This window comes from Bacteroidota bacterium (assembly GCA_038746285.1).
Taxonomy (GTDB): Bacteria; Bacteroidota; Rhodothermia; order Rhodothermales; family JANQRZ01; genus JANQRZ01.
Genome location: JBCDKT010000010.1, coordinates 42498 through 60926 on the forward strand (window position 1 = coordinate 42498; position 18429 = coordinate 60926).

General features: G+C 67.4%; 23 protein-coding genes. 16 read left to right on the forward strand and 7 right to left on the reverse strand.

All coding sequences use genetic code 11. The annotated features are described in order from the left end of the window. Positions 1-63 precede the first annotated feature (63 nt). Positions 64-312 carry a helix-turn-helix domain-containing protein gene (locus AAGI91_05055; GenBank protein MEM1041979.1) on the reverse strand — a complete coding sequence of 83 codons (249 nt, stop codon included), beginning with the start codon at positions 310-312 and terminating at the stop codon, positions 64-66. On the opposite strand from AAGI91_05055, the gene AAGI91_05060 reads away from it, so the two are divergent. The 5 genes from AAGI91_05060 to AAGI91_05080 all read left to right on the forward strand — a co-directional run bounded on the left by AAGI91_05060 (position 208) and on the right by AAGI91_05080 (position 3005). Further along, complete coding sequence (locus AAGI91_05060) at positions 208-1215, forward strand: phospholipase D family protein (protein ID MEM1041980.1); 1008 nt, start codon at positions 208-210, stop codon at positions 1213-1215. The genes AAGI91_05055 and AAGI91_05060 overlap by 105 nt on opposite strands. Positions 1216-1234: 19 nt before the next feature. Next, entirely contained in the window at positions 1235-1507 is a 273-nt protein-coding gene (locus AAGI91_05065) for a hypothetical protein (GenBank protein MEM1041981.1), read from the forward strand. Positions 1508-1593: 86 nt separating this feature from the next. Further along, positions 1594-2232 (forward strand): DUF6883 domain-containing protein, encoded by a 639-nt coding sequence (locus tag AAGI91_05070; GenBank protein MEM1041982.1) that lies wholly within the window; start codon positions 1594-1596, stop codon positions 2230-2232. 16 nt (positions 2233-2248) lie between these two features. Continuing rightward, positions 2249-2476 carry a DUF4926 domain-containing protein gene (locus AAGI91_05075; GenBank protein MEM1041983.1) on the forward strand — a complete coding sequence of 76 codons (228 nt, stop codon included), beginning with the start codon at positions 2249-2251 and terminating at the stop codon, positions 2474-2476. 49 nt (positions 2477-2525) lie between these two features. Next, on the forward strand, positions 2526-3005 hold the full coding sequence (locus AAGI91_05080) for a hypothetical protein (protein ID MEM1041984.1): 480 nt from the start codon (positions 2526-2528) through the stop codon (positions 3003-3005). A 341-nt stretch (positions 3006-3346) separates the two neighbouring features. On the opposite strand, the gene AAGI91_05085 is transcribed toward AAGI91_05080, so the two are convergent. Further along, complete coding sequence (locus tag AAGI91_05085) at positions 3347-4423, reverse strand: IS110 family transposase (GenBank protein MEM1041985.1); 1077 nt, start codon at positions 4421-4423, stop codon at positions 3347-3349. A 204-nt stretch (positions 4424-4627) separates the two neighbouring features. Between AAGI91_05085 and AAGI91_05090 the strand changes: the two genes are divergently transcribed. The 9 genes from AAGI91_05090 (at position 4628) to AAGI91_05130 (ending at position 12314) form a co-directional block, all read left to right on the forward strand. Next, positions 4628-5146: a DNA topology modulation protein gene (locus tag AAGI91_05090; GenBank protein ID MEM1041986.1), complete on the forward strand. Its 519-nt coding sequence runs from the start codon at positions 4628-4630 to the stop codon at positions 5144-5146. 369 nt (positions 5147-5515) lie between these two features. Further along, positions 5516-5986, forward strand: a complete 471-nt coding sequence (locus tag AAGI91_05095) for a LysE family transporter (GenBank protein ID MEM1041987.1) — start codon at positions 5516-5518, stop codon at positions 5984-5986. After that, positions 5980-6138, forward strand: a complete 159-nt coding sequence (locus AAGI91_05100; protein MEM1041988.1) for an SPW repeat protein — start codon at positions 5980-5982, stop codon at positions 6136-6138. The genes AAGI91_05095 and AAGI91_05100 overlap by 7 nt, the downstream gene beginning before the upstream one ends. Positions 6139-6283: 145 nt before the next feature. Further along, the gene (locus AAGI91_05105) at positions 6284-6571 is read left to right on the forward strand and encodes a hypothetical protein (GenBank protein MEM1041989.1); all 288 of its coding nucleotides are present in this window, start codon (positions 6284-6286) and stop codon (positions 6569-6571) included. A gap of 105 nt (positions 6572-6676) precedes the next feature. Further along, positions 6677-7903, forward strand: coding sequence for a family 43 glycosylhydrolase (locus AAGI91_05110; GenBank protein MEM1041990.1), 1227 nt, complete (start codon positions 6677-6679; stop codon positions 7901-7903). A gap of 236 nt (positions 7904-8139) precedes the next feature. Then, positions 8140-10098: a DUF1963 domain-containing protein gene (locus AAGI91_05115; protein MEM1041991.1), complete on the forward strand. Its 1959-nt coding sequence runs from the start codon at positions 8140-8142 to the stop codon at positions 10096-10098. Between the two features lie 85 nt (positions 10099-10183). After that, positions 10184-11347 (forward strand): AraC family transcriptional regulator, encoded by a 1164-nt coding sequence (locus AAGI91_05120; protein ID MEM1041992.1) that lies wholly within the window; start codon positions 10184-10186, stop codon positions 11345-11347. Between the two features lie 92 nt (positions 11348-11439). Further along, on the forward strand, positions 11440-11925 hold the full coding sequence (locus tag AAGI91_05125; GenBank protein ID MEM1041993.1) for a DoxX family protein: 486 nt from the start codon (positions 11440-11442) through the stop codon (positions 11923-11925). Continuing rightward, positions 11922-12314 carry a hypothetical protein gene (locus tag AAGI91_05130; GenBank protein ID MEM1041994.1) on the forward strand — a complete coding sequence of 131 codons (393 nt, stop codon included), beginning with the start codon at positions 11922-11924 and terminating at the stop codon, positions 12312-12314. The genes AAGI91_05125 and AAGI91_05130 overlap by 4 nt, the downstream gene beginning before the upstream one ends. Positions 12315-12346: 32 nt before the next feature. Here the strand turns inward: AAGI91_05130 and AAGI91_05135 are convergent, their stop codons facing one another. Both AAGI91_05135 and AAGI91_05140 read right to left on the reverse strand, forming a co-directional pair. Continuing rightward, complete coding sequence (locus tag AAGI91_05135; GenBank protein MEM1041995.1) at positions 12347-12997, reverse strand: class I SAM-dependent methyltransferase; 651 nt, start codon at positions 12995-12997, stop codon at positions 12347-12349. Between the two features lie 270 nt (positions 12998-13267). After that, positions 13268-15064, reverse strand: a complete 1797-nt coding sequence (locus tag AAGI91_05140) for a M3 family oligoendopeptidase (GenBank protein ID MEM1041996.1) — start codon at positions 15062-15064, stop codon at positions 13268-13270. A 234-nt stretch (positions 15065-15298) separates the two neighbouring features. Here AAGI91_05140 and ytxJ point away from each other — a divergent pair, with 234 nt between their 5' ends. After that, positions 15299-15649: a bacillithiol system redox-active protein YtxJ gene (gene ytxJ / locus AAGI91_05145; GenBank protein ID MEM1041997.1), complete on the forward strand. Its 351-nt coding sequence runs from the start codon at positions 15299-15301 to the stop codon at positions 15647-15649. Positions 15650-15876: 227 nt separating this feature from the next. Next, positions 15877-16074, forward strand: coding sequence for a hypothetical protein (locus AAGI91_05150; protein MEM1041998.1), 198 nt, complete (start codon positions 15877-15879; stop codon positions 16072-16074). 123 nt (positions 16075-16197) lie between these two features. On the opposite strand, the gene AAGI91_05155 is transcribed toward AAGI91_05150, so the two are convergent. The 3 genes from AAGI91_05155 to AAGI91_05165 are packed head-to-tail and all read right to left on the reverse strand — an operon-like array spanning position 16198 to position 18419. Further along, the gene (locus AAGI91_05155; protein ID MEM1041999.1) at positions 16198-16449 is read right to left on the reverse strand and encodes a hypothetical protein; all 252 of its coding nucleotides are present in this window, start codon (positions 16447-16449) and stop codon (positions 16198-16200) included. Positions 16450-16464: 15 nt separating this feature from the next. Further along, complete coding sequence (locus AAGI91_05160; GenBank protein MEM1042000.1) at positions 16465-16935, reverse strand: DUF4864 domain-containing protein; 471 nt, start codon at positions 16933-16935, stop codon at positions 16465-16467. A 59-nt stretch (positions 16936-16994) separates the two neighbouring features. After that, positions 16995-18419 (reverse strand): 4Fe-4S dicluster domain-containing protein, encoded by a 1425-nt coding sequence (locus AAGI91_05165; protein ID MEM1042001.1) that lies wholly within the window; start codon positions 18417-18419, stop codon positions 16995-16997. Between the last annotated feature and the right edge of the window lie 10 nt (positions 18420-18429).

The following is an 18429-nucleotide window of genomic DNA, read 5'->3' on the forward strand; positions in this document are numbered from 1 at the left end:
ACCAAGTCGGGGCTGAAGCCTGTGCCGACGGGAATCTGACTTTCCTTGCTTGCTGTCCCCACGCTACGCCCTCGTTTCGTCTTCGGTCTCATCAGCGGCGGGGGGACGTCCGCCCTTGTCCGGTTCGTACTGCACCACGTCTTCCCGCAGCACGAGTGTTCGGCCCGCCACCTCGTAGGTGCGGAAGCGGCCCTTCTGAACGAGTTGATGAATCGCCTGCCGCGAGACGCCACGGATGTCCGCCGCCTCCGACTGCGAGACCCAATCGTCGAGCTTTCTTGTTTGCCGAGTCGTTCCGATCTTGAGGGTCACCCAACACTCTACCTCAGAACACCTCGCCCGTTGACGACAGGACGATTCATCAAGCACCTCGGCCGCGGCTGGGGCCACCATCTTGCTCAATTGCTCGGAGCAGCAGAGTCGAGTCTTACTATCTCGTCGGCCTACGTCACGAAGACTGGAGTGGACTACCTCGTAAAGCACGCCGCGCCACGGGTACTGAAGCGGGGACAGGTCACCATACTTACAGACCTGTCGCCGGAGCACACAGCACAAGGATCAACAGACCCCGAGGCGCTCAGTCGGCTGTACGACCATTCCGCGAGCTTTCGCCTTGTCCACCTTCCCCGCCTCCACAGCAAGGTTTACGTCGCGGACGACCAGCAAGCCATCGTGACGTCCGGCAACCTCACGGCGGGTGGCCTCCGCCTGAACTACGAGTACGGTCTACACCTGCTCAACGCACAGCTAGCGGCTGAGGTAAGGCGTGACGTGCTGGACTACGCCGCGCTCGGGGCGAGCCTAGACCTAACCACCTTGAACGAGTTCTGCGCCCACGCTCGCAAAGCGAAGGACGCGTTGGCGGAGGCAACCACACCGACACCGGCGCAGGAGCGATTCCGCGAGGCCGTGCGCCAAGCCAAAGACGTACTCGTTCGAGGCTACACTAGCGGCGAACCGATCCATACGGTGTTCGAGCGAACGGTCCTCTACGTGCTTCGGCGTGAGGGACCAATGACCACAACCGACCTCCACGAACACGTCCGCCAGATTCACCCTGACCTCTGCGACGACGAGAACCGCATCATTGATGGGGAGAACTTCGGGCGGAAGTGGAAGCATGCCGTCCGTACAGCGCAGCAGCACCTGAAGCGCCGGGATGCAATTCGCAGATCTGAGGACGGCCGCTGGCACCCTCTTTCCAGCAATGGATGATCCTCGACGACAACTCAGCATGACGGCGATCCGAAAGATCAGACGTGCCTTTGTGGATCTCAGCGATGAGCAAGCTGACCGCGTAGCCGTTCTTCTCGCCGAGCGTGGGCCGCTCTCAGGGGCGTTGAACCCGCCGTGGGAAGAACGCATACCGCAGACGTGCGACGAAGTGGAGGCGCTGGTAGTTGCCGTTTTCGATCAGCATGTCTTCGAAGCGACAGAGCCGAGGCGCGAAGACTTCGACCTCGCCATGCTTTGGGAGGCTGTAGCTGAGGTGAAGCGCGAGGGCTGAGCTGTTTGCGCTCCCGAAGTCCATAAGGAGCCATCGAGCTGATTTGCGCTCCCTTCCGCTCTCATGAGGACGGCCTCCCCGAGTGGGTGAAGAACGCCTCCGACATGTATCGGCGGCGGGGAGCGCTCCCCGAGGATAGCGTGATCCTGGTGCTGTTCAAGAACGGCTCGAAGTCCGCAGGGGAGCCATCCCTCGTGGGGTGCCTCGACTTCGGCGGCATGAGCGTCGAGGACATCGAAGGCAAGTTCCGGCGGTGGGCCGATCCCGACGCTTCGGGAGATGCGGCAGGCGTGCAGGGCGGCCACGGCAACGGTGGGAAGTGCTACATGACCCAGATGTTTGAGGCGCACTCATATGCCCACACCCTCAAGAATGGGCGCGCCAGCCGCTACGGCTTTCAAAGCGGCTCTCTGACGCCTGGCTACTTCGGCCAGCGCGATGACACGGTAGAGGACCCTGACGCCGAACTCAACCAGGCGCTGGTCGACTTCGGCTTAACCATCAGCGACCTCCCGGAGGCGGCACGCACGGCGTGGGAGTCGAGTCGCGGCTTCACCCTCTTGAAGGGCGTGAGCGCCAAGGACACCGAGAGCCCGCACGGCATGAAATACGTCGTAGACGGCGACCTCCCGACTCCGAGCGGTCATAGCGTGCGGGTGCGGACAGTCTGGATCGTGGACCCAACGGACCCCCGCCCGCGTCTCATTACCGCTTACTCCGCTTGACCTACCGAGAACAGCTATGATCCGAGAACACGATACCATTGTGCTGAGGCGTGACCTCCCGGCCCTGGGTCTGGAACGAGGGGACGTCGGGGCTGTCGTCCATATCTACGGCGACGGGGCTGCCGTGGAGGTGGAGTTCGTTTCTGGAGCCGGGACAACGGTTGGCGTGGAGACGCTGGAACTGGGGGATGTCCGTCCGCTCGGTCGGGATGAGATCCTACACGCAAGAGCCATAGCCGCCTAACTGTTCTGCGGCCTCCGACTTGACAGCCATGTTCTACTGGAGGAAAAGCATGATCGACGCCCTCCGCAAGACGGCTTCCGACGCGACCGGGGACGCCGCCCTCGATTTGTACGCGACGTACTGCCAGCTTCGCGAGCAAGGCCTCAGGAAGCAGGCGCTGGTTCACGTCACAGAACTCGCTGACGAACTGGCGACTGAGCCATTTCAGCGACGCCAGCGTTTCGTTGGCTGGGTGCTTCGCCGGTCAGTCGAGGGCAAGCACGCATCAGACGGAACGCTTCTCCTCCCGCATCCATTGGTCCGCCGCTTGGTCGAGCCGACGCTGGTCGATTGGACGCGCTGGGAGCCCGAGGACCCCGAGCCGCACTTTTGGCTCGGTATGCTGTCGTCGGGGCACGGGACGAACGCCGTGTTTGCCACAGCTGCCGAGCAGAATTTCCGGGACGCGCTGTCGAGAGATCCAGCTTACGAGCCAGCGCTACAAGGCTTGATCGACCTTGAGCAATGGTTCGGTTCGCTCGGAGACTGACCTGCCTTTGGGCCGCAGAACCCCCATAACAAGGTGGGTTGTCAAGAGGCGGCTTTCGATTTCACAAAGGCACACCGAAGCAGGCGGCGCGCAGGGCACGACGCCGAGATCAAGAGCACGGCACCACCCGCTCAGATCTCGTACGGTCTCCGCCGCCGCTTCCATTCCGCACCGTAGACGGTGCGCGGAGCGTGGCGGGCCAGACCCCCATACGGGCTCGCACGACCGCTACGGTCGCTGACACAGGTCATGCTCGACCTCACCTCGGCCCAGATCTGCTTCGGTGGCTGGGACCCTGTGGTCCCCCTCCTGCCTTCCCATTCCCGCGCGAGGAACTCGGGCTACGGTCCAGTTATGCTGGTCGGGCTTGGCAGCGCGGATGCCCGATCCGCGTAAGGCCACTGCTCTTGCTTGACGCGACTCAGGACAGCGCCCTTGAACCGGCCGTTGAAGTCTTCCTGCTTGCGCAGGACGTGGTAGGCGATCCGGGCGAGCTCCTTCGCCACCAGCGCCCGCGCTACCGGACCGGGCTTCTTCCGACGCTTGCGCCGGTACCACTCGCGGACCTCGGGGTAGTACTGGACCGCGCGCACGGCGGCGTGGCTGAAGGCCAGCTTCAAGTAGCGGTTACCCTCGCGTGAGCGCTTGTGCCGAACCCGCTCACCGGAGTTGTCCGCCCCCGGCACGAGGCGGCAGTACGAGAAGAACGAGCGGTCGGAGGCGAAGCGGGCGATGTCGTCGATCTCCAGCTTCAGCGTGAAGGCGCACACCTTGCCCACGCCCGGAATGCGCAAGAGTCGCGGCACGTCTTCGTCGGGCACGAGGTGCGGGTGCAGCGCCCGCTCCAGCTCCTTGATCTGTCGTTGCAGCAGGTCCACCTGATCGAGGTGGCACCGTGCCTGGAGCTGCATCAACTCCGGGAGGTCAGCGATGTCCTGCACGTTCACCTTCTCCAGCAAGCGGGCGACGGAGTTGAGCGCCCCGACGCGGCGCTCGACCAGCGTGAGTCGGGTGCGGAGCACGTCGCGGAGCGGGCGGAGGTCGCCTGAGATCCCGTGAGCCTCGGGCAGAAGGTTGACCCGTAGGAGTTGGGCCAAGGTACGGGCGTCGTGCGCGTCCGTCTTGACCTTTGCACCCGTGATAGCCTTGACGCCTTTGGCATGAGCAAGGCGGAAGTCGACGCCGAGCGCGGCGAGGGCGTCTTGGACCCAGTACCAGCCGTTGGTGGCTTCGGCGACGGCGCGGTGCTCCCCTTCGGGCCCAGCCGGAAGCTCCGCGAAGTAGAGGGCGAGGGAGTCGGCGCGGGCGGGGAGCTTCTTCCGGGCGACCTCCCGGCCGGAGGCGTCGACGGTGAGAGCGAGGACGGAACGCTTGTGGAGGTCGAGGCCGGTAAAGAGCGTGGTGGACGAGGCAGACATGGCAGCGGGCGTCAGGTGGGCGGTTCGTTCCAGTGGATACGCTGAAGTACCTTGTTGGAAAGATCCCGCCGCAGGCCGACAAAGGGCGTCAGCGCTCTCGGCTCGTCCGAGCGTTGGTGTCTACATTGTCTCGTACAACCATCGTGCTGCTTGCCCTTTGCGGCTGAAGCGCCAGACTGTTCTGCTGCATACCTCCGGAGAAGAATGCGTCGAGTCTTGGTGATCGGTTCCGGCGGTGCCGGGAAGTCCACCGTCGCGGCTCGGATCAGCCAGCGGCTCGGCCTCCCGGTCATCCATCTCGATGCGCTCTACTGGCAGCCGGGGTGGGTCGAGACCCCGGCGGATGAGTGGGAGCAAATCGTCCGGCAACTCCTCCCGCGTGAGGCTTGGGTGATGGACGGCAACTACGGAGGCACACTCGACCTCCGCCTCGCCGCTGCCGACGCCGTCGTCTTCCTCGACACGCCGCGCCTGCTTTGCCTCTGGCGCGTTGTCAAGCGCTGGGCACAGTTCTACGGTCGGTCTCGTCCCGACATGGCGCGAGATTGCCCGGAGCGTCTGACGGAGGATTTTGTCCGCTGGATCTGGCGGTATCCGCAGGAGCAGCGGCCTCGCATCCTTGATAAGCTGCGAGCGGTCGAGCAGGAGAAGCGGGTCGTCGTACTCGCTTCAACAACCGAGGTCTGCCACTTTCTAGATCGTCTACCTTCCTGTGCTGCATAGCCCACACTGCGGGCCGACAGCACATGCGAGCGTTCTTGCTTCGTCCGAGCGTCGGTGTCTGGCCGCGTCCGCCCAGCCCGTCGTCAGCGTGCTCCGGCTGAGCACCACACTGTTGGGCACAGCCTTCACTCTAGTGCTGCGACAAGCTCCCGTTGACAGGTAGGCCATCCTGAACGTGGTTCAGACCGCGCAGCAGCGGCGCAGCCCATCTACGGGCCACGCCTCAGATCCCGGATCGAGGTCCGGGATGACAAAGAAGAAAGTCTGTCCGTCTCAACGTGCCAGAGGACTAGGCTCTGTCTGGATGTTCAGCTGACTCGTCCCGCGACTGAGCTTGTTCGTTAGCTGAGCCTCTGAACCCTCCCGCTCGTGCCGCTCGAGACCTGGCTTGCTTTCACCGCGACGCTCGTCGCCGTCGTTCTCGTGCCCGGCCCCGCCGTGCCCCTCGTCGTCTCCCACGGGATGTCCGGCGACCGGCTTGCAGGCTTCCTGGCAAGCCTCGAGATCGCAGGGTCGGGTGCAGGCTTCCTCCTCCTCACGGCCGCTGGGCTCTCCGCCGTCCTTCTCGCATCGGCCACGGCGTTCGAGGGCGTCCGGTGGTGCGGTGTTGCCTATTTGGCTTGGAGCGGTGCCCAGATGGTCCTTGGTGCTCGCGGTGCAGCACGGACTGAGGTGGACGGCCACAATGCTTTCGGCTACCGCCTCTTTGTCCACGCGTTCGTTCTCCAGTCCGGGAGCCCTAACGCGGTCGCGCTCTTTGCGGCGCTCCTCCTCAGTTCATCGACCCTGCCGGCAGCGCGTCGCTCCAATTTCTCATCCTCGGCACCACCTCCGTGGTAGTCGAGGTCATGGTCCTCGGGCCGTGCACGGTCCTCGCGCAGTGGGTCTGCCGCACGTTCGACACGCCGGCCGCCCTCGTTTGGCAACGGCGTATCAGCGGCGTGATCCTCCTCACGTCGGCACTCGGACTCGCGCTGACGAGGCGTCGCTAGGCGCTGGTCCAGCTATCCCACCGCCGGCGCAAGGCACCGGGCCCGTCTGAGTGGTCGTGTCTACGCCGACTTCCTCGGCCCGACCGTCGCCGCCGACCCGCTCATCCGCGACCTCTCGCTCGGGAACGCGGGCAAGGTCGGGATCGTGGGCGCGCTGCTGCCCGCGCCGCGCCTCGTCGTGCTCGACGAGCCGTTCGCCAACCTCGACCCCCGCGCCCGGCTCCAGCTCGAAGCCCTCCTCCGGGCCGAGCGCGAGCGCGGCGCGACCCTCCTCGTCTCCAGTCACGCCCTCGACCACGTCGTCGACGTGTACTCGCGCGTGCTCGTCCTCGCCGGCGGCCGCGTCGTGCGCGACACGCCCTCGACCGGGCGCACCCTCGGCGAACTCCGCTCCTTCTTCGCCCCGACCGGCCACGGTCCGGCTGAGGTCTGACTCAGGGTTCAGACTCCCGCACTTCGACGCCGTCGCGGGGACCGAACCGGGCGAACGCGTGCGCGTACCCGGAGCCTCGCGCTGTCCATGCTGCCCCAACCCGTTATGAACCCGCTCGCCTCACTGCTGCTGCTGCTGATCCTGGGCATGGCGCTCGGATGCGACCCAGTCGCCGAGCCACCATCCTCGGTGCCCGACTCGGCCCTGGCGATCCCGGTCGTGGACGCCTCTGCACACGACCCGTCGGGCATTCGCGAGATCGCACCCGGCGTTCTCAGCCTGTTCGCGTCCTCGCACCCCGAATTCGGCGGACGGCTCCGCCAGTTCGTCCTCGACACGAACGAGCCGGAGCCGGCGTGGACGCTTGTGGAGCATTGGCCGACGCTCACGCCCCGCGCCGACATGGCCTGGCACGTTGCCTGGATGGAGGCATACGGTTACGACGCCGACACCCAGATCGAGCACACTGAACTCGCCGCCGTCGCGCCGACGCTCGTCGACGCCGGCACGGTCTACTTCCACCTCTACAACCCGCCCGGCCGGGCGTGGGCGACCGCCAACGGCGAGGAGCCCGCGATGTTCGCCGCGCTCTACCGCGCCACGGCGATGGGCACCTATCCCACGCAAATCTGGTCGATGGACCCGGTGCCGGTCTACTACTCCGACGACACCACCTGGGCCCGAGGCGGTCCACGCGCCGTCGATGCACAGGTCTGGGATGACGCCGACGGCCAGCGCTACCTCACCTTCGGCTCGTGGGATCCGGCGCAGCGGAACGTCATCGCCATCGCCGACCTGGACGAGGCGACGGGCCGCATCGTGGGCTTCGACGCAGATCAGCCGGGCTACTACCCCGAGGGGGGGCATCCGTCCATCCATCCCATCGCCACGTTCGGTGAGGGGGCCTACAGCTTCTACCGCGACGGCTACTACTACCTCTTCCTCAACCTCGGCGGGTGCTGCAGCGGCCTCGACAGCACCTACGAGATCGTCGTCGGGCGCTCGCGCTCGGTCTACGGCCCGTACGTGGACGACCGGGGGCACAGCTTCATGGGCCGCTACGAAAACCGCGATGGCCCCAACACCGAGGTCTTCCCCGGCAGGTCCGTCCTGGCTGGCCTGAGGGGGCAGACGCGCTTCATCGGGCCGGGGCATGCGGGTCTTTTCCAGCCCGAACCGAACCCGCAGGCGGAAAGCCCCCTCTGCCTCTCGTTCCACTTCTACGACGGTGAGGATGACGGGCGTCCCAAATCGGCCACGCGCCCGCTCGCCTTCGACGGGGAGGGCTGGCCCTACGTCGTCGCCGACGAGGCGTGCACCCTGGGCGTCTGACGGCCCCGCGCATCTCGGCGGCTTCGATCCAACCGTCCCGGAGAGGCATCTGTCAGCGTCCGGTCTCCACCACCTCCCCTCGGCCCGCCGTCGCGTCGACGAACGCGGCGCGCAGGGCGTCCGCCTCGGAGCGGCGCACGCTGAACGTACCCCTTGAGGGACGTGTCGTCGTCATCGGGGCCGGAGCCACACGTCCGCCGAAATGGGCGATATTCAGGACCTCCGCTGCGCTTGACATGTCCTCTCCTTCCCCCCACATACGCATCGGAACGCTCGCGTTCGCGCTCGACAGCCCGCGCTGCGGCGTCCCACCGCACGGCGGTGGTCTCAGCGTCGAACTCGTCGCTCGGGCGGCCGACCCGGAGGCAGCGCACGCGGCGGGCCTGGTCCACGACTACAACCGAGGGTCGGACGGCGGCCTTCTCCGCTTTCGCCTCACCGCGCGCAGCGTCTACGGGCCGGGCGGCGTACCGGCGGGCCACTTCGAGATCGAGCGCGGCCGGACACAGGACCCCTACGCCCGGTTCCAGGTCGAAGGTGCGGACTACCCGCTCGGCTTCAACGGGGCCGTCGCCCTCGCCGAGGGCCGCGCTACTGTCCGAGGGCAGTTCGCCTGCTCCTACGACACGAGAGCCCCCAGCTTCGACGTGGACATCGAGGTGACACTCGATGTGGAAACCATCGACTGGTCGGGGTACGTTTTCGGCAGCCTCGACGAGATCGCCCGGGCACCGCAGGCGACCGTCCAGCGCGCGACCCTCGCCTTCCCCGAGTTCGAGACGCTACCGCCCGAGATCACGCGCCTCGGCGCGCTTAGGTCGCTGACGCTTGAGAACCGGCAGGCCCACGGGTTCACGCTCCCGCTCCGCGACCTGACACCCGAGATCGGCCGGCTCCGCTCGCTCGAAGCGCTCGCCATCAACGGAGCCGCCCTCGCCGACCTGCCACCCGAGATCGGCCAGCTAGAGAACCTGGAGGCGCTGACCGTCGGGACGTGCGACCTCACGAGTGTGCCAGACGCGGTGTGGCACCTCCCCCGCCTCAAGCAGCTGTCGCTCGCCGGTAACCGGCTCGGGTCTATCCCTGCCGACCTAGATCTGCCTGCGCTGACGTCGCTGAACCTGAGCCGGAACGCGCTCCGCACCGTCCCGGCTGCCCTCGCGGATCTACCGGCGCTCGACCACCTCGCACTCGAAGGAAACCCGCTGGAGGCACTCCCGGACGCGCTCCGGTCGGTCCCGAGGCTGAAGCTGACCATCGAGGAACGGCAGCGGCTGCTTCCGGTCGCGTACCCGGGCGCGGACGACGGCTACCCAGAGGCGGTGTACCGCATCGACGGCTGGCCGGAGCGCAAGCAGCAACTCGACGCCCTTCTCGAGGCAGCCGGGGCAGACCTCGACGCCCGGGTGCGGACGTTCGCGGAGCAGACCGCGCGGCCGAGCATCGGCTTCCAGCAGGTCGAGACGGCATCCAGCGACCGCCTCGGCCGGAGCCGGTTCGGTGGGATGCCCGACCTGCCGGAGGGCTGGGACTATCCCCGCTTCGGTTCCAGCGAATCGGACCTCGCGTACGAGTTCATCGCGCAGATCGACTGCGAGGCCCTCGCGCCGCTCCAGGACTACCTTCCGCGCGCGGGCGTGCTCTACGTCTTCCTCTCGACGATCCATGACGTCTACGGACGGGGCACAGCGTACCCCATCGTCCTCGTCCGCCACTACGACGGGCCGCGGGCGGCGCTCCGGCCCGGCTCCCGGTTCGCCCTCACGCGGGACGACTATTTCGAGATGCTCGACCCGGAGTACGAGCCGATGGAGGTGGCGGCCGCCGCGAGGGTGAGCCTGCCGCCCTCGTACCCGCTACGCCAAAACACGTACCTCTTCCGCAACGCCCTGGCAGCAGTCGGTGGCGACGAAGATGATTTTATCGATGCCTACCAGGGCGTCGACGAAGACGTGGGCGAGCAGGAATTCAACCACGAACTCGGCGGCTACGGGTTCAGCCAGCACGAGCTTCCCGAGATCGAGGTAGCCCTCGCTGCCGGCGGCGACCCGGCCGACTGGTTCACCCTCCTCACGGTGCAGAGCCGCGGCAGCATGCAGTGGGGCGACGCGGGCGACCTCTACGTCGTGATCCACAAAGCCGACCTCGCCCGGAGCGACTTCTCCCGCGTCCAGGCAACGATGTACAGCAGCTAGTGCATCCTCGGGGGGCGCGCCCCGTAGCCTCGGGGCAGTACGACTCCTCCCCGCGCTCCGCGTACGACCCCGACCAGAACGGACCATGCTTCACCTCACCCTGACCGAATGGCTGGCCTCCCTCGTCGCGGGCGGGGCCGTCGTACTCGGCGTCGCCGTTGGCGGGGTGCTGCTGGCGCGGCGGCCAGGGAGCCGGACGGCGAACCGGGCGATGGGCTGGCTTCTCTTCGCAGCCGCTGCCGCCGTCCTCCTTGAGCTTGTCGTCAACGTGCGCCCGCCGGACGCCGCGTGGTCGATTGTCTTCCTGCCCCTCTCCTACACGTACGCGCTCGGGCCGCTGCTCTACCTCTACGTCCGCATCAAACTGGGCCGCACGGGCCGGCTGCCGGTCTGGCACTGGGTGCTGCCCGCGCTGCAGGCTGCGCTCACCGTAGGCGTCGCCCTCGCGCCCACGGCGCTCCAGGTGGCGTACATGAACGAGGTCTACGCCCCCTGGTATGGTGCGCTGGAGGACGTTGTTTTCGCGGCAAGCCTCGGCGGCTACCTCATGCTGAGCTACCACGTCCTCAACCGCGCCGAAGCGTCGGAGCGCTTCGACTGGGAGCGCAGCAACCGGGTCTGGCTGCGCCGCCTCCTCGCCGGAAGCGGCCTCGCTTTCGCCGTCAGCCTGGGGTTCAACGTCGCGGGTCCGCTCGCGTGGTACGTCTGGTCGTTCAACATCTACGCCTTTGAGGGCGCTGCCTTCGCCGAGAACGTAGCCTACAGCGCGCTGCTCTACTGGATCGCCGTCAACGGGTTCGTCCAGGCCGTCCCGCAGGCGCGCGCGATCCTCCGCAGGCCAGCACCGGACCCCAGGACGTCCGACCGCAAGGCCCACTACAACCTCAGCCCGGACCTCGTGGTCGAGCACGTCCGTGCTCTCAACCGACTCGTCGCCAGCGAGCGTCCCCACCTCAACCCCGACCTGACGCTGCCCGTGCTGGCCGACCAGCTTGGCGTGACCGACAAGGTGCTCTCCTACGTACTCAATGAGGGCATGGGGACGACCTACACGGACTACGTCAACGGCCTCCGCGTGGACGAGGCCAAAGCGCGGCTCGCCGCGCCCGAGGCGGAGCACCTGACCGTCCTCGGCATCGGGCTCGACGCCGGGTTCCGCTCGAAGGCGACCTTCAACCGGGCCTTCAAGCGGGCGACCGGGCAGACACCGTCGGCGTTCCGGGCGGCGGGCCGTCTCAGTGGGTCGTGAGACGCATGTTCCGAGTCCCGAAGATTCCCTGAGGCGCACCGAGGCAGCTAGAGGCGGTTTTTTGCGGCACGTCTCATCCGACCTCTGCTGCCATGCGCCGTTTTCTCGACTTCGTCTTTTCCAGGGCTCAGACCCATTCCCTGCCGACCGATCTCGGCATCGCACTGCTCCGCGTCGCGACCGGCCTCGCGCTGGCGCTCATCTTCGAGAAGGTGCTGCCGCGGGACGGCGTCTGGGGGCCCCAGGCGTGGTTTGTCTCCGACGTGGCCGAGATGGGGTTTCCGTTCCCGGCGTTCTTCGCCTGGGCGGCGGTCCTGTCGGAGTTCGTCGGCGGCATCCTGCTCGTCGCCGGGCTGGCGGCGCGGCCGGCAGCGCTACTCAACGCCATCGTCCTGTTCGTAGCGGCGTTCGTCCACCACGGCGGTGACGTCAGCATGGACGGGCTGATGGCGACCACCTTTCTCGTCATGACGACGACGCTGCTCCTGACCGGGCCGGGGCGCTTCAGCCTCGACCACCTCGTGGCCTCCCGGCTCGGGGCGCGCCGCTCGTCCGCTCTCATCGGAGGAACTGCATGATGACCTACCTCTTCGCTCGCCAACCCCTCGCGGCCACCCGACTCCTCGCACTCTGGTGCGCTGCCGCCCTCGCCCTCACCGGCTGCGGGGCCACCAACTCGACCGTCAACATCGAGCCCGGCGAGCAGTTCGTCCTCGGGGGCGGCAGCGGCAGTGCCTTCCGCGTCCAGGTCCAGAACCTCGGTCCGGGGCCGATCACCGTCCGCAGCCGCTCGGCAGGCGGCGAGGTGTCCGACCTCGCAGTGCTCGAACCGGATGAGCAGGAGACGGTGCGCTTCCCGGCCCGGGCATCGGCCCTGCTCTCGAACGCGTCGGAGTTTGCCACCCAGGTCGCCGTCCGCATCTGGAGCGTCGGGAGGCTTGGGATGGGCTACGACCCTGTCGAGTGACCGGACCTGTCGCGTGGCCGGAGCCGGACGCGCTACACTTCGCCCTTGCGGAAGATGAAGCGGACGGTGGCGGCCGGGCCCTGGTGGAACGGGCCTTCGTTGAGCGTCACGTCCGTCGGCTCGCACAGGAGGATGTCGCCCCAGATGAAGTGCTGCCGGAGTTCGCGCGGCTTCACCATCAGGTCGAGCGTGGGCGGGCCGCCCGAGGTGTAGCCGTCGGTGCGCTGCTCGGGGCGGAACCACTCGGCGACGAGGAGCGCGCCGGGCTTGAGCGCGGCCTGGATGGCGGTAAAGAGCCGGAGCCGCTCGCTCATCCGGAGGTGGACGAAGGTGCAGACCACGCCGTCCCACTGCCGCTTCGGCATCCAGAAGCCGAGGTCGGCGTGCTCGGTGGCGACCGTCACGCCGCGCTCGGCGGCGAGGGCGCGGGTCTTCTCGAGGCCGGCCTCGGCGTAGTCGATGGCGGTCACGCCGAAGCCCTGCCCGGCCAGCCAGACGGCGTTCCGGCCCTCGCCGCAGCCGAGGTCCAGGAGGTCGGCCCCGGCCGGGAAGCGGGGGGTCTCGGCGGCGATGAACGTGTTGGGGCGGGTGCCGTAGGTGTAGACTTCGCTGCCGAAGCGGGCGTCCCAGAAGGCGGAGCGCTCGGCGATCGGCGCGGGCGGCGGGGTGGTGTCGTCTAGCAACGCGGTGCGGGGTCAGTCCAGGGTGAGCGACGGTGCAAGCATAGGACATTATGCAGCGAGCCGCAACCCCCTTTTCTGACGTTTTTTCCCAGAGGATGCCACGGACCGGTTGCGCTCACGACGTCTTCTGCCAGGCCGAAGACCGCAGACGGCTGACCACAGACCGCTGGGTCGAGCCGTTTCCCGCCGTCTGCGGTCCGTCGTCGGCGGTCTCCGCACTTGCTGCCGCCTCTAGAGCGCTTGCTGCTGCGCTGAAGTCCATAGCACGTTCTAGCGATCTGCGATTTTGCTCGCTGCGGCCTCCGCCTCGTCGATCAGCGTCTCGATGGCCCCGAGCCCCTGCTGCCAGAAGGCCGGGTCCTGCAGGTCGATGCCGAGCCGCCCGACGAGGACGTGCGGCCAGTCCGAGCCGCCGGCCCGGAGCAGGCCGAGGTAGGCGTCGGCAAAACCATCTTGACCGTCGCGGTAGCGGGCGTAGAGCGCGAGCACGAGGAGTTCGCCGAAGGCGTAAGCGTAGACGTAGCCCGGCGTGTGGACGAAGTGCGGGATGTAGCTCCACCAGCGCCGGTAGTGCTCGCCGAGCGTCACGGTCTCGCCGTACATCCGCCGCTGCGTGGTCATCCAGTGCTCGGCGAAGTCGTCCGCCGTCAGCTCACCCTGCTCGCGCCGGTGGGTGTGGACCGCCTCTTCGAAGCGGTTCATCGTGACCTGCCGGAAGACCGTCGCCATCGAGTCGTCGATCTTCTGGACGAGCATTGCGAGGCGTGCCTGAGGGTCCGTCTCGGCCCCGAGAAGGCGCTGGAAGACCAGCATCTCGCCGAAGACCGAGGCGGTCTCGGCGGTCGTTAGCGGCGTGTCGGCGTGGAAGACGCCCTGCTCGCGGGCGAGGTACTGGTGGACGCCGTGGCCGAGTTCGTGGGCGAGCGTCTGCACGTCGCGGACCTTGCCGGTGAAGTTCATCAGGATGTATGGGTGCACGCTCGGGACGGCCCCGTGGCTGAAGGCGCCGCCGCGCTTGCCCTCCGCCACCGGCGCGTCGATCCAGCGCCCGTCGAAGAACCGCTCGGTGATGGTCCCCATCTCCGGGTGGAACGCTGCGTAGGCGTCGAGGACGGTGTCGCGCGCCTCGTCCCAGGCAACGTGCCGGTCGGCCTCGCCGATGGGCGCGTAGCGGTCGTAGTCCATCATCTCGCGGAGCCCGAGGAGCCGCCGCTTGAGGCTGTAGAACCGCTCCGAGAGGTCGTACCGGCTCGTGACGGCGTCGACGAGCGCCTCGACCGAAGCGTCGGCGATCTCGTTGTCGAGGTTGCGCGCGGCGATCCAGTGCTCGTAGCCGCGCAGCCGGTCGGTCGAGGCCTTGTCGGCCAGGACCGTGTTGAAGACGTAGGTGAGCGGCCGGCTGAGGTCGGCCAGTCCGCCGGTGAGCGCCAGCGCGGCGTCGCGGCGGAGGCTGCGGTCGGCGTCGTGGAGTTTCGAGAGGACGACCTGCTCGGTGAGCGTCTCGCCGCGGAGCTCGAAGCGCGCCGCGCCGAGCGTCTCGTCGAAGAACCGGTTCCACGCGGCCCGGCCCGTCACCGATTTCTCGGAAAGCACCCGCTCCTCGCCCTCGGAGAGGACGTGCGCGCGGCGCAGGTGGAGGAGGTCGAGGTGGTGCCGGTAGCGCGCCAGCGCCGGGTTTTCGACGAGGCGCTTCGCCCGGTCTTCGTCCAGCCCCGCCCACTCGACGTCGAAGAAGATGAGTCGCTGGCCGGCCTGCGTGTAGCGCTCCCGCACGCGCTGGAGCAGCGCCCCACGCTCGGCGTCCTCGGTGTCCGTGGACCAGTTCAGGTAGGCGTAGGTGTAGGCGCGCCCAAGCCGTTCGTGGACCGCTTCGAGCGCCTCCATCGCTCCGGCCAGCGCGGCCGCACCGAGGTCGGCGACGCGCCCCCGGTAGCGCTCGGCGAAGGCGTTGGCCTCAGCATCGGACCGGTCGAGGTCCGCGCCGAGCGCGTCGGTGTCAGCGTAGAGGTCGGCGAGGTTCCAGCGGACGGCTTCGGCGCCGGCCGAGGGCGCGAGGGTATCGGGCATGAGACAGAGGACGGTGAGACGGAGGACGGTGAGACGGAGGACGGAAGGTAGGCGCGAAGCGCGAGGGTCTCGTTAACTTTTCCGGTTTTTATTCCCATTCCTCCCATTCCTCCCATTCCTCCCATTCCTCCCATTCCTCCCATTCCTCCCATTCCCTCTCGTCCCTGCAACCTTGCCGGGGCGGGCGAGTTGAGAAGCGCGATGCCTTTCTTCCCCTTCACCTCCCGTCGCCTCATGGCTAAGGTCAAAGAACTCCACGTCCCCGCTGACTTCGACGCGCTCCTCGACGCCTCGCACGAACAGCCCGTCGCCCTGCTGAAGCACTCCATTTCGTGCCCGATCTCGGCCGGCGGCCAGAAAGAGTTCGTCAAGCTAGAAGGCGACGACGATCCGCCGCTCTACGGCCTCGTCGTCCAGTATGTCCGCGAGCTCTCGAACGAGATCGCCGAGCGGCTAGATGTGCAGCACGAGACCCCTCAGGCACTCCTCATCTCGGGCGGCGAGGTGGTCTACCATGCCAGCCACTACGACATCTCCGCCGACGCGCTCCGGGACGCCGCCCGCCAGGCCAGGCAAACGTCCTGAGGCTGAACAAACAAACCTACACACATTGAAATCATAGTGGAAACCCCCATAGTCAAAAAGCCCACAGGCGCACGTCGATAGTTCCTCATTTGAGCCCACCCCACGCCGGCCTACTCTTATACTTATTCTACTAGAGAGCCCGCGTCGGTACCTCAGCAGGCGCTCTACTGCTCAGGGACCGATGATACCGTCAGGTCTGTTTCCGTTCATCCCAACTAGGTGATCCTATGAAGAAGTACATGGCACCCTCCGTCACCGACTACGGCGACGTGGCCGCGATCACGGCGACGCTGGGCGACCCCTTCACGGGCGACCAGTCGTTCGACGTGGACGGCAACGTGATCGAGGAAGGACTCAACTCGATCAACCAGTGCCCGACCACTGAGTTTGAACTCTGCGAGTTCAACGACGGCGGCAAGCCGTAGACACGTCCGGTCCTCGCGACCGGACCGTCGGCACTGCAGGCTCCGAGGCAGACGCTTCGGGGCCTGCATTCGTTTGGGCTCGGCCCAGACAGCCTGAGAGCATGTTATGGACTCGGTTAGGTCTCAGCGTTCTCCTGCCTGCGCGTCGAGGATGTCGAGGTCTTCGGTCGGGTTGTTCTGCGGGGTCCCGGAGCGCGCCGTGAGCGGGCTGCTCTCCAGGCTGAGCACTGTCCGCTTCGGCAGGTTCGGCTCGGTGAGGGTTTCGATCTCGGTGGGGAGCGCGCCGCGACACCGAGGACGGCGGCGCTCCAGACGCGTGACACGGCAGCACGGGACGTTGGCGGGTGACGCCCCGATGGCTACGCCGCCCGGCACGCCGCAACGCTTACCTCAGATCCGTCGCAGTCCGTTGGTGCGCGGCATCTCCGTCTCGCGCATCACGCTGTCCGTCATCCAGCACTCATCGTAGTCACCGCCGCTCTGCTTCGAGAGGCCGAATACGTAGCTCACCCGCCGCCCGTCGGGCTGCACGAGCGTGACGCGCTGCGCGGCTTGGTCTTCCTCCACCCGCATCTCGCCGTACTCCGCGCGGTCGAAGCCGAGCATGGCGCCGTACGCCGGTCCTTTCACCATCGCGGCGAACCGCCCGATGGGGCCGGTGGCGCGGCGGTTGGCGGGCGACGCGAAGCGGAACGCCGCCTCGATGCCCGCGTCGGGGTGCGGCTCGTCGTTGTGCTGCAGCGCCTCGACCTGCAGGCGGACGACCTCTTCGGGCGAGAGGTCGGGGCTGGGCTGCGGTTCATCGGACGGGTCAGGAGCAGCAGCGAAGAGAAGCACGGCGAGAAGGGCGAGCGCGGACATGGCAGCGAGCGTCGATGTGGACGACTTCCACGACCCAAGCGTGCTCAGAGATCCGCCTTCTAGGACGCGTCGAGGATGTCGAGGTCTTCGATCAGGTTGTTCTGCGGCGTTCCGAAGCGCGCCGTGAGCGGGCCGCTCTCCAGGCTGAGTACGCCGCGCGGGCACACCGCCGAGCAGACGCCGCACCCGACACAGCTCGCCCGGACGATGTTCTGCCCGCGCTGCGCGTACCACCGCACGTCGATCCCCATCTCGCAGTAGGTCGAGCAGTTGCCGCACGAGATGCACTGGCTGCCGTTGGTGGTGATGCGGAAGCGCGAGAAGAACCGCTGCTGCAAGCCCAAGATCGCCGCCATCGGGCACCCGAACCGGCACCACACCCGGCTCCCGAAAACCGGGTAGAACCCGACCCCGATCACGCCGGCGAACATCAGCCCGATGAAGAACACGTACCACTTCTTGAAGCCCTCGGCGACGGGCCCGAGCACGCCCCACTGCGCATTCGCCCACAGGATGAGCGTCGTCAGGACGATGAACGCGAGCACGCCGTGGATCATCCAGCGCTCGATGCGCCAGGCGCGGAGGCTCTTGTCGGAGAGGTGCCGGTAGGGGTCGCCGGCGGTCTCGGCGAGGCCGCCGCAGCCGCACACCCAGGAGCAGTACCACCGCTTGCCGAAGAAGTACGTCAGGACGGGCGTGCCGATGAAAATCATGGCTGCGCCGAAGATGAGCGCCGCCAGCGGCATCCACCCGAACGTGTCGGGCCAGAGGCCGTCGTAGTCGAGCGGCCAGAAGTAGTGCAGGTACAGCTCCGGCTGGCCGAAGAACACGAGGAGGTACGGGAGCGAGTACCCGAAGACGAGCTGGCAGAACATCACGCTCGCCGTGCGGATCCGCTGGTAGCGGACGTGGCGGTACTTCAGCATCGCCCGGACGCCCATCGTCGCCACGGCGAGGGTGTAGAACGAGCCGTACATCACCCACTGCCGCGAACCCTCCGGGTAGCCGAGCAGGTTCGAGATGGGGTCGAAGACGGCCACGAGGCCGGCGAGGTACTGCGGGAACCAGTAGACGAGCACGTAGAGGCCGGTCAGGAGAATCCCCCAGAGCCAGCCGGCGTGGCCGCGCGCCTGCTGCGCGCTGAACATGATGCCGTGGTTGTGGGTGCCCGCATGCCCACGGCCATACGTCAGCCACGCGTAGGCCACCCCACCGCCGCCGAACCCGAGCACGACGACCGCCATCAGCAGGCCGCTGAAGCCGGTCCCACTCGCCCACCCGGCCAGGCACGCGAGCGCCGCGAGGCCGACCGCCGCGAGGGCCACCTTCTGCCCAGCTGACGGGTGGTAGGCCGGGTTTCCCGTTAGCGACAGCGACGGGTCGTAGGTCGGCACCTGGTCGAACGAGGGCCGGTCGGCGCTCAGCGGGAACGGGGCCTGGGCGGTCCGTTCGGCGCGCGGTCGGTCTAGGGTTTGGGTCGTCATGAGCATCTCG

Excerpts from the sequence above, each read along its gene's own strand:
- AAGI91_05140 (MEM1041996.1), bottom strand. The coding sequence starts at position 15,064 with ATGCCCGATACCCTCGCGCCCTCGGCCGGCGCCGAAGCCGTCCGCTGG.
- AAGI91_05075 (MEM1041983.1), top strand. The coding sequence starts at position 2,249 with ATGATCCGAGAACACGATACCATTGTGCTGAGGCGTGACCTCCCGGCC.
- AAGI91_05080 (MEM1041984.1), top strand. The coding sequence starts at position 2,526 with ATGATCGACGCCCTCCGCAAGACGGCTTCCGACGCGACCGGGGACGCC.
- AAGI91_05090 (MEM1041986.1), top strand. The coding sequence starts at position 4,628 with ATGCGTCGAGTCTTGGTGATCGGTTCCGGCGGTGCCGGGAAGTCCACC.
- AAGI91_05085 (MEM1041985.1), bottom strand. The coding sequence starts at position 4,423 with ATGTCTGCCTCGTCCACCACGCTCTTTACCGGCCTCGACCTCCACAAG.
- AAGI91_05150 (MEM1041998.1), top strand. The coding sequence starts at position 15,877 with ATGAAGAAGTACATGGCACCCTCCGTCACCGACTACGGCGACGTGGCC.
- AAGI91_05060 (MEM1041980.1), top strand. The coding sequence starts at position 208 with ATGAATCGCCTGCCGCGAGACGCCACGGATGTCCGCCGCCTCCGACTG.
- ytxJ (MEM1041997.1), top strand. The coding sequence starts at position 15,299 with ATGGCTAAGGTCAAAGAACTCCACGTCCCCGCTGACTTCGACGCGCTC.
- AAGI91_05065 (MEM1041981.1), top strand. The coding sequence starts at position 1,235 with ATGACGGCGATCCGAAAGATCAGACGTGCCTTTGTGGATCTCAGCGAT.
- AAGI91_05110 (MEM1041990.1), top strand. The coding sequence starts at position 6,677 with ATGAACCCGCTCGCCTCACTGCTGCTGCTGCTGATCCTGGGCATGGCG.
- AAGI91_05165 (MEM1042001.1), bottom strand. The coding sequence starts at position 18,419 with ATGACGACCCAAACCCTAGACCGACCGCGCGCCGAACGGACCGCCCAG.
- AAGI91_05130 (MEM1041994.1), top strand. The coding sequence starts at position 11,922 with ATGATGACCTACCTCTTCGCTCGCCAACCCCTCGCGGCCACCCGACTC.
- AAGI91_05120 (MEM1041992.1), top strand. The coding sequence starts at position 10,184 with ATGCTTCACCTCACCCTGACCGAATGGCTGGCCTCCCTCGTCGCGGGC.
- AAGI91_05115 (MEM1041991.1), top strand. The coding sequence starts at position 8,140 with ATGTCCTCTCCTTCCCCCCACATACGCATCGGAACGCTCGCGTTCGCG.
- AAGI91_05160 (MEM1042000.1), bottom strand. The coding sequence starts at position 16,935 with ATGTCCGCGCTCGCCCTTCTCGCCGTGCTTCTCTTCGCTGCTGCTCCT.
- AAGI91_05125 (MEM1041993.1), top strand. The coding sequence starts at position 11,440 with ATGCGCCGTTTTCTCGACTTCGTCTTTTCCAGGGCTCAGACCCATTCC.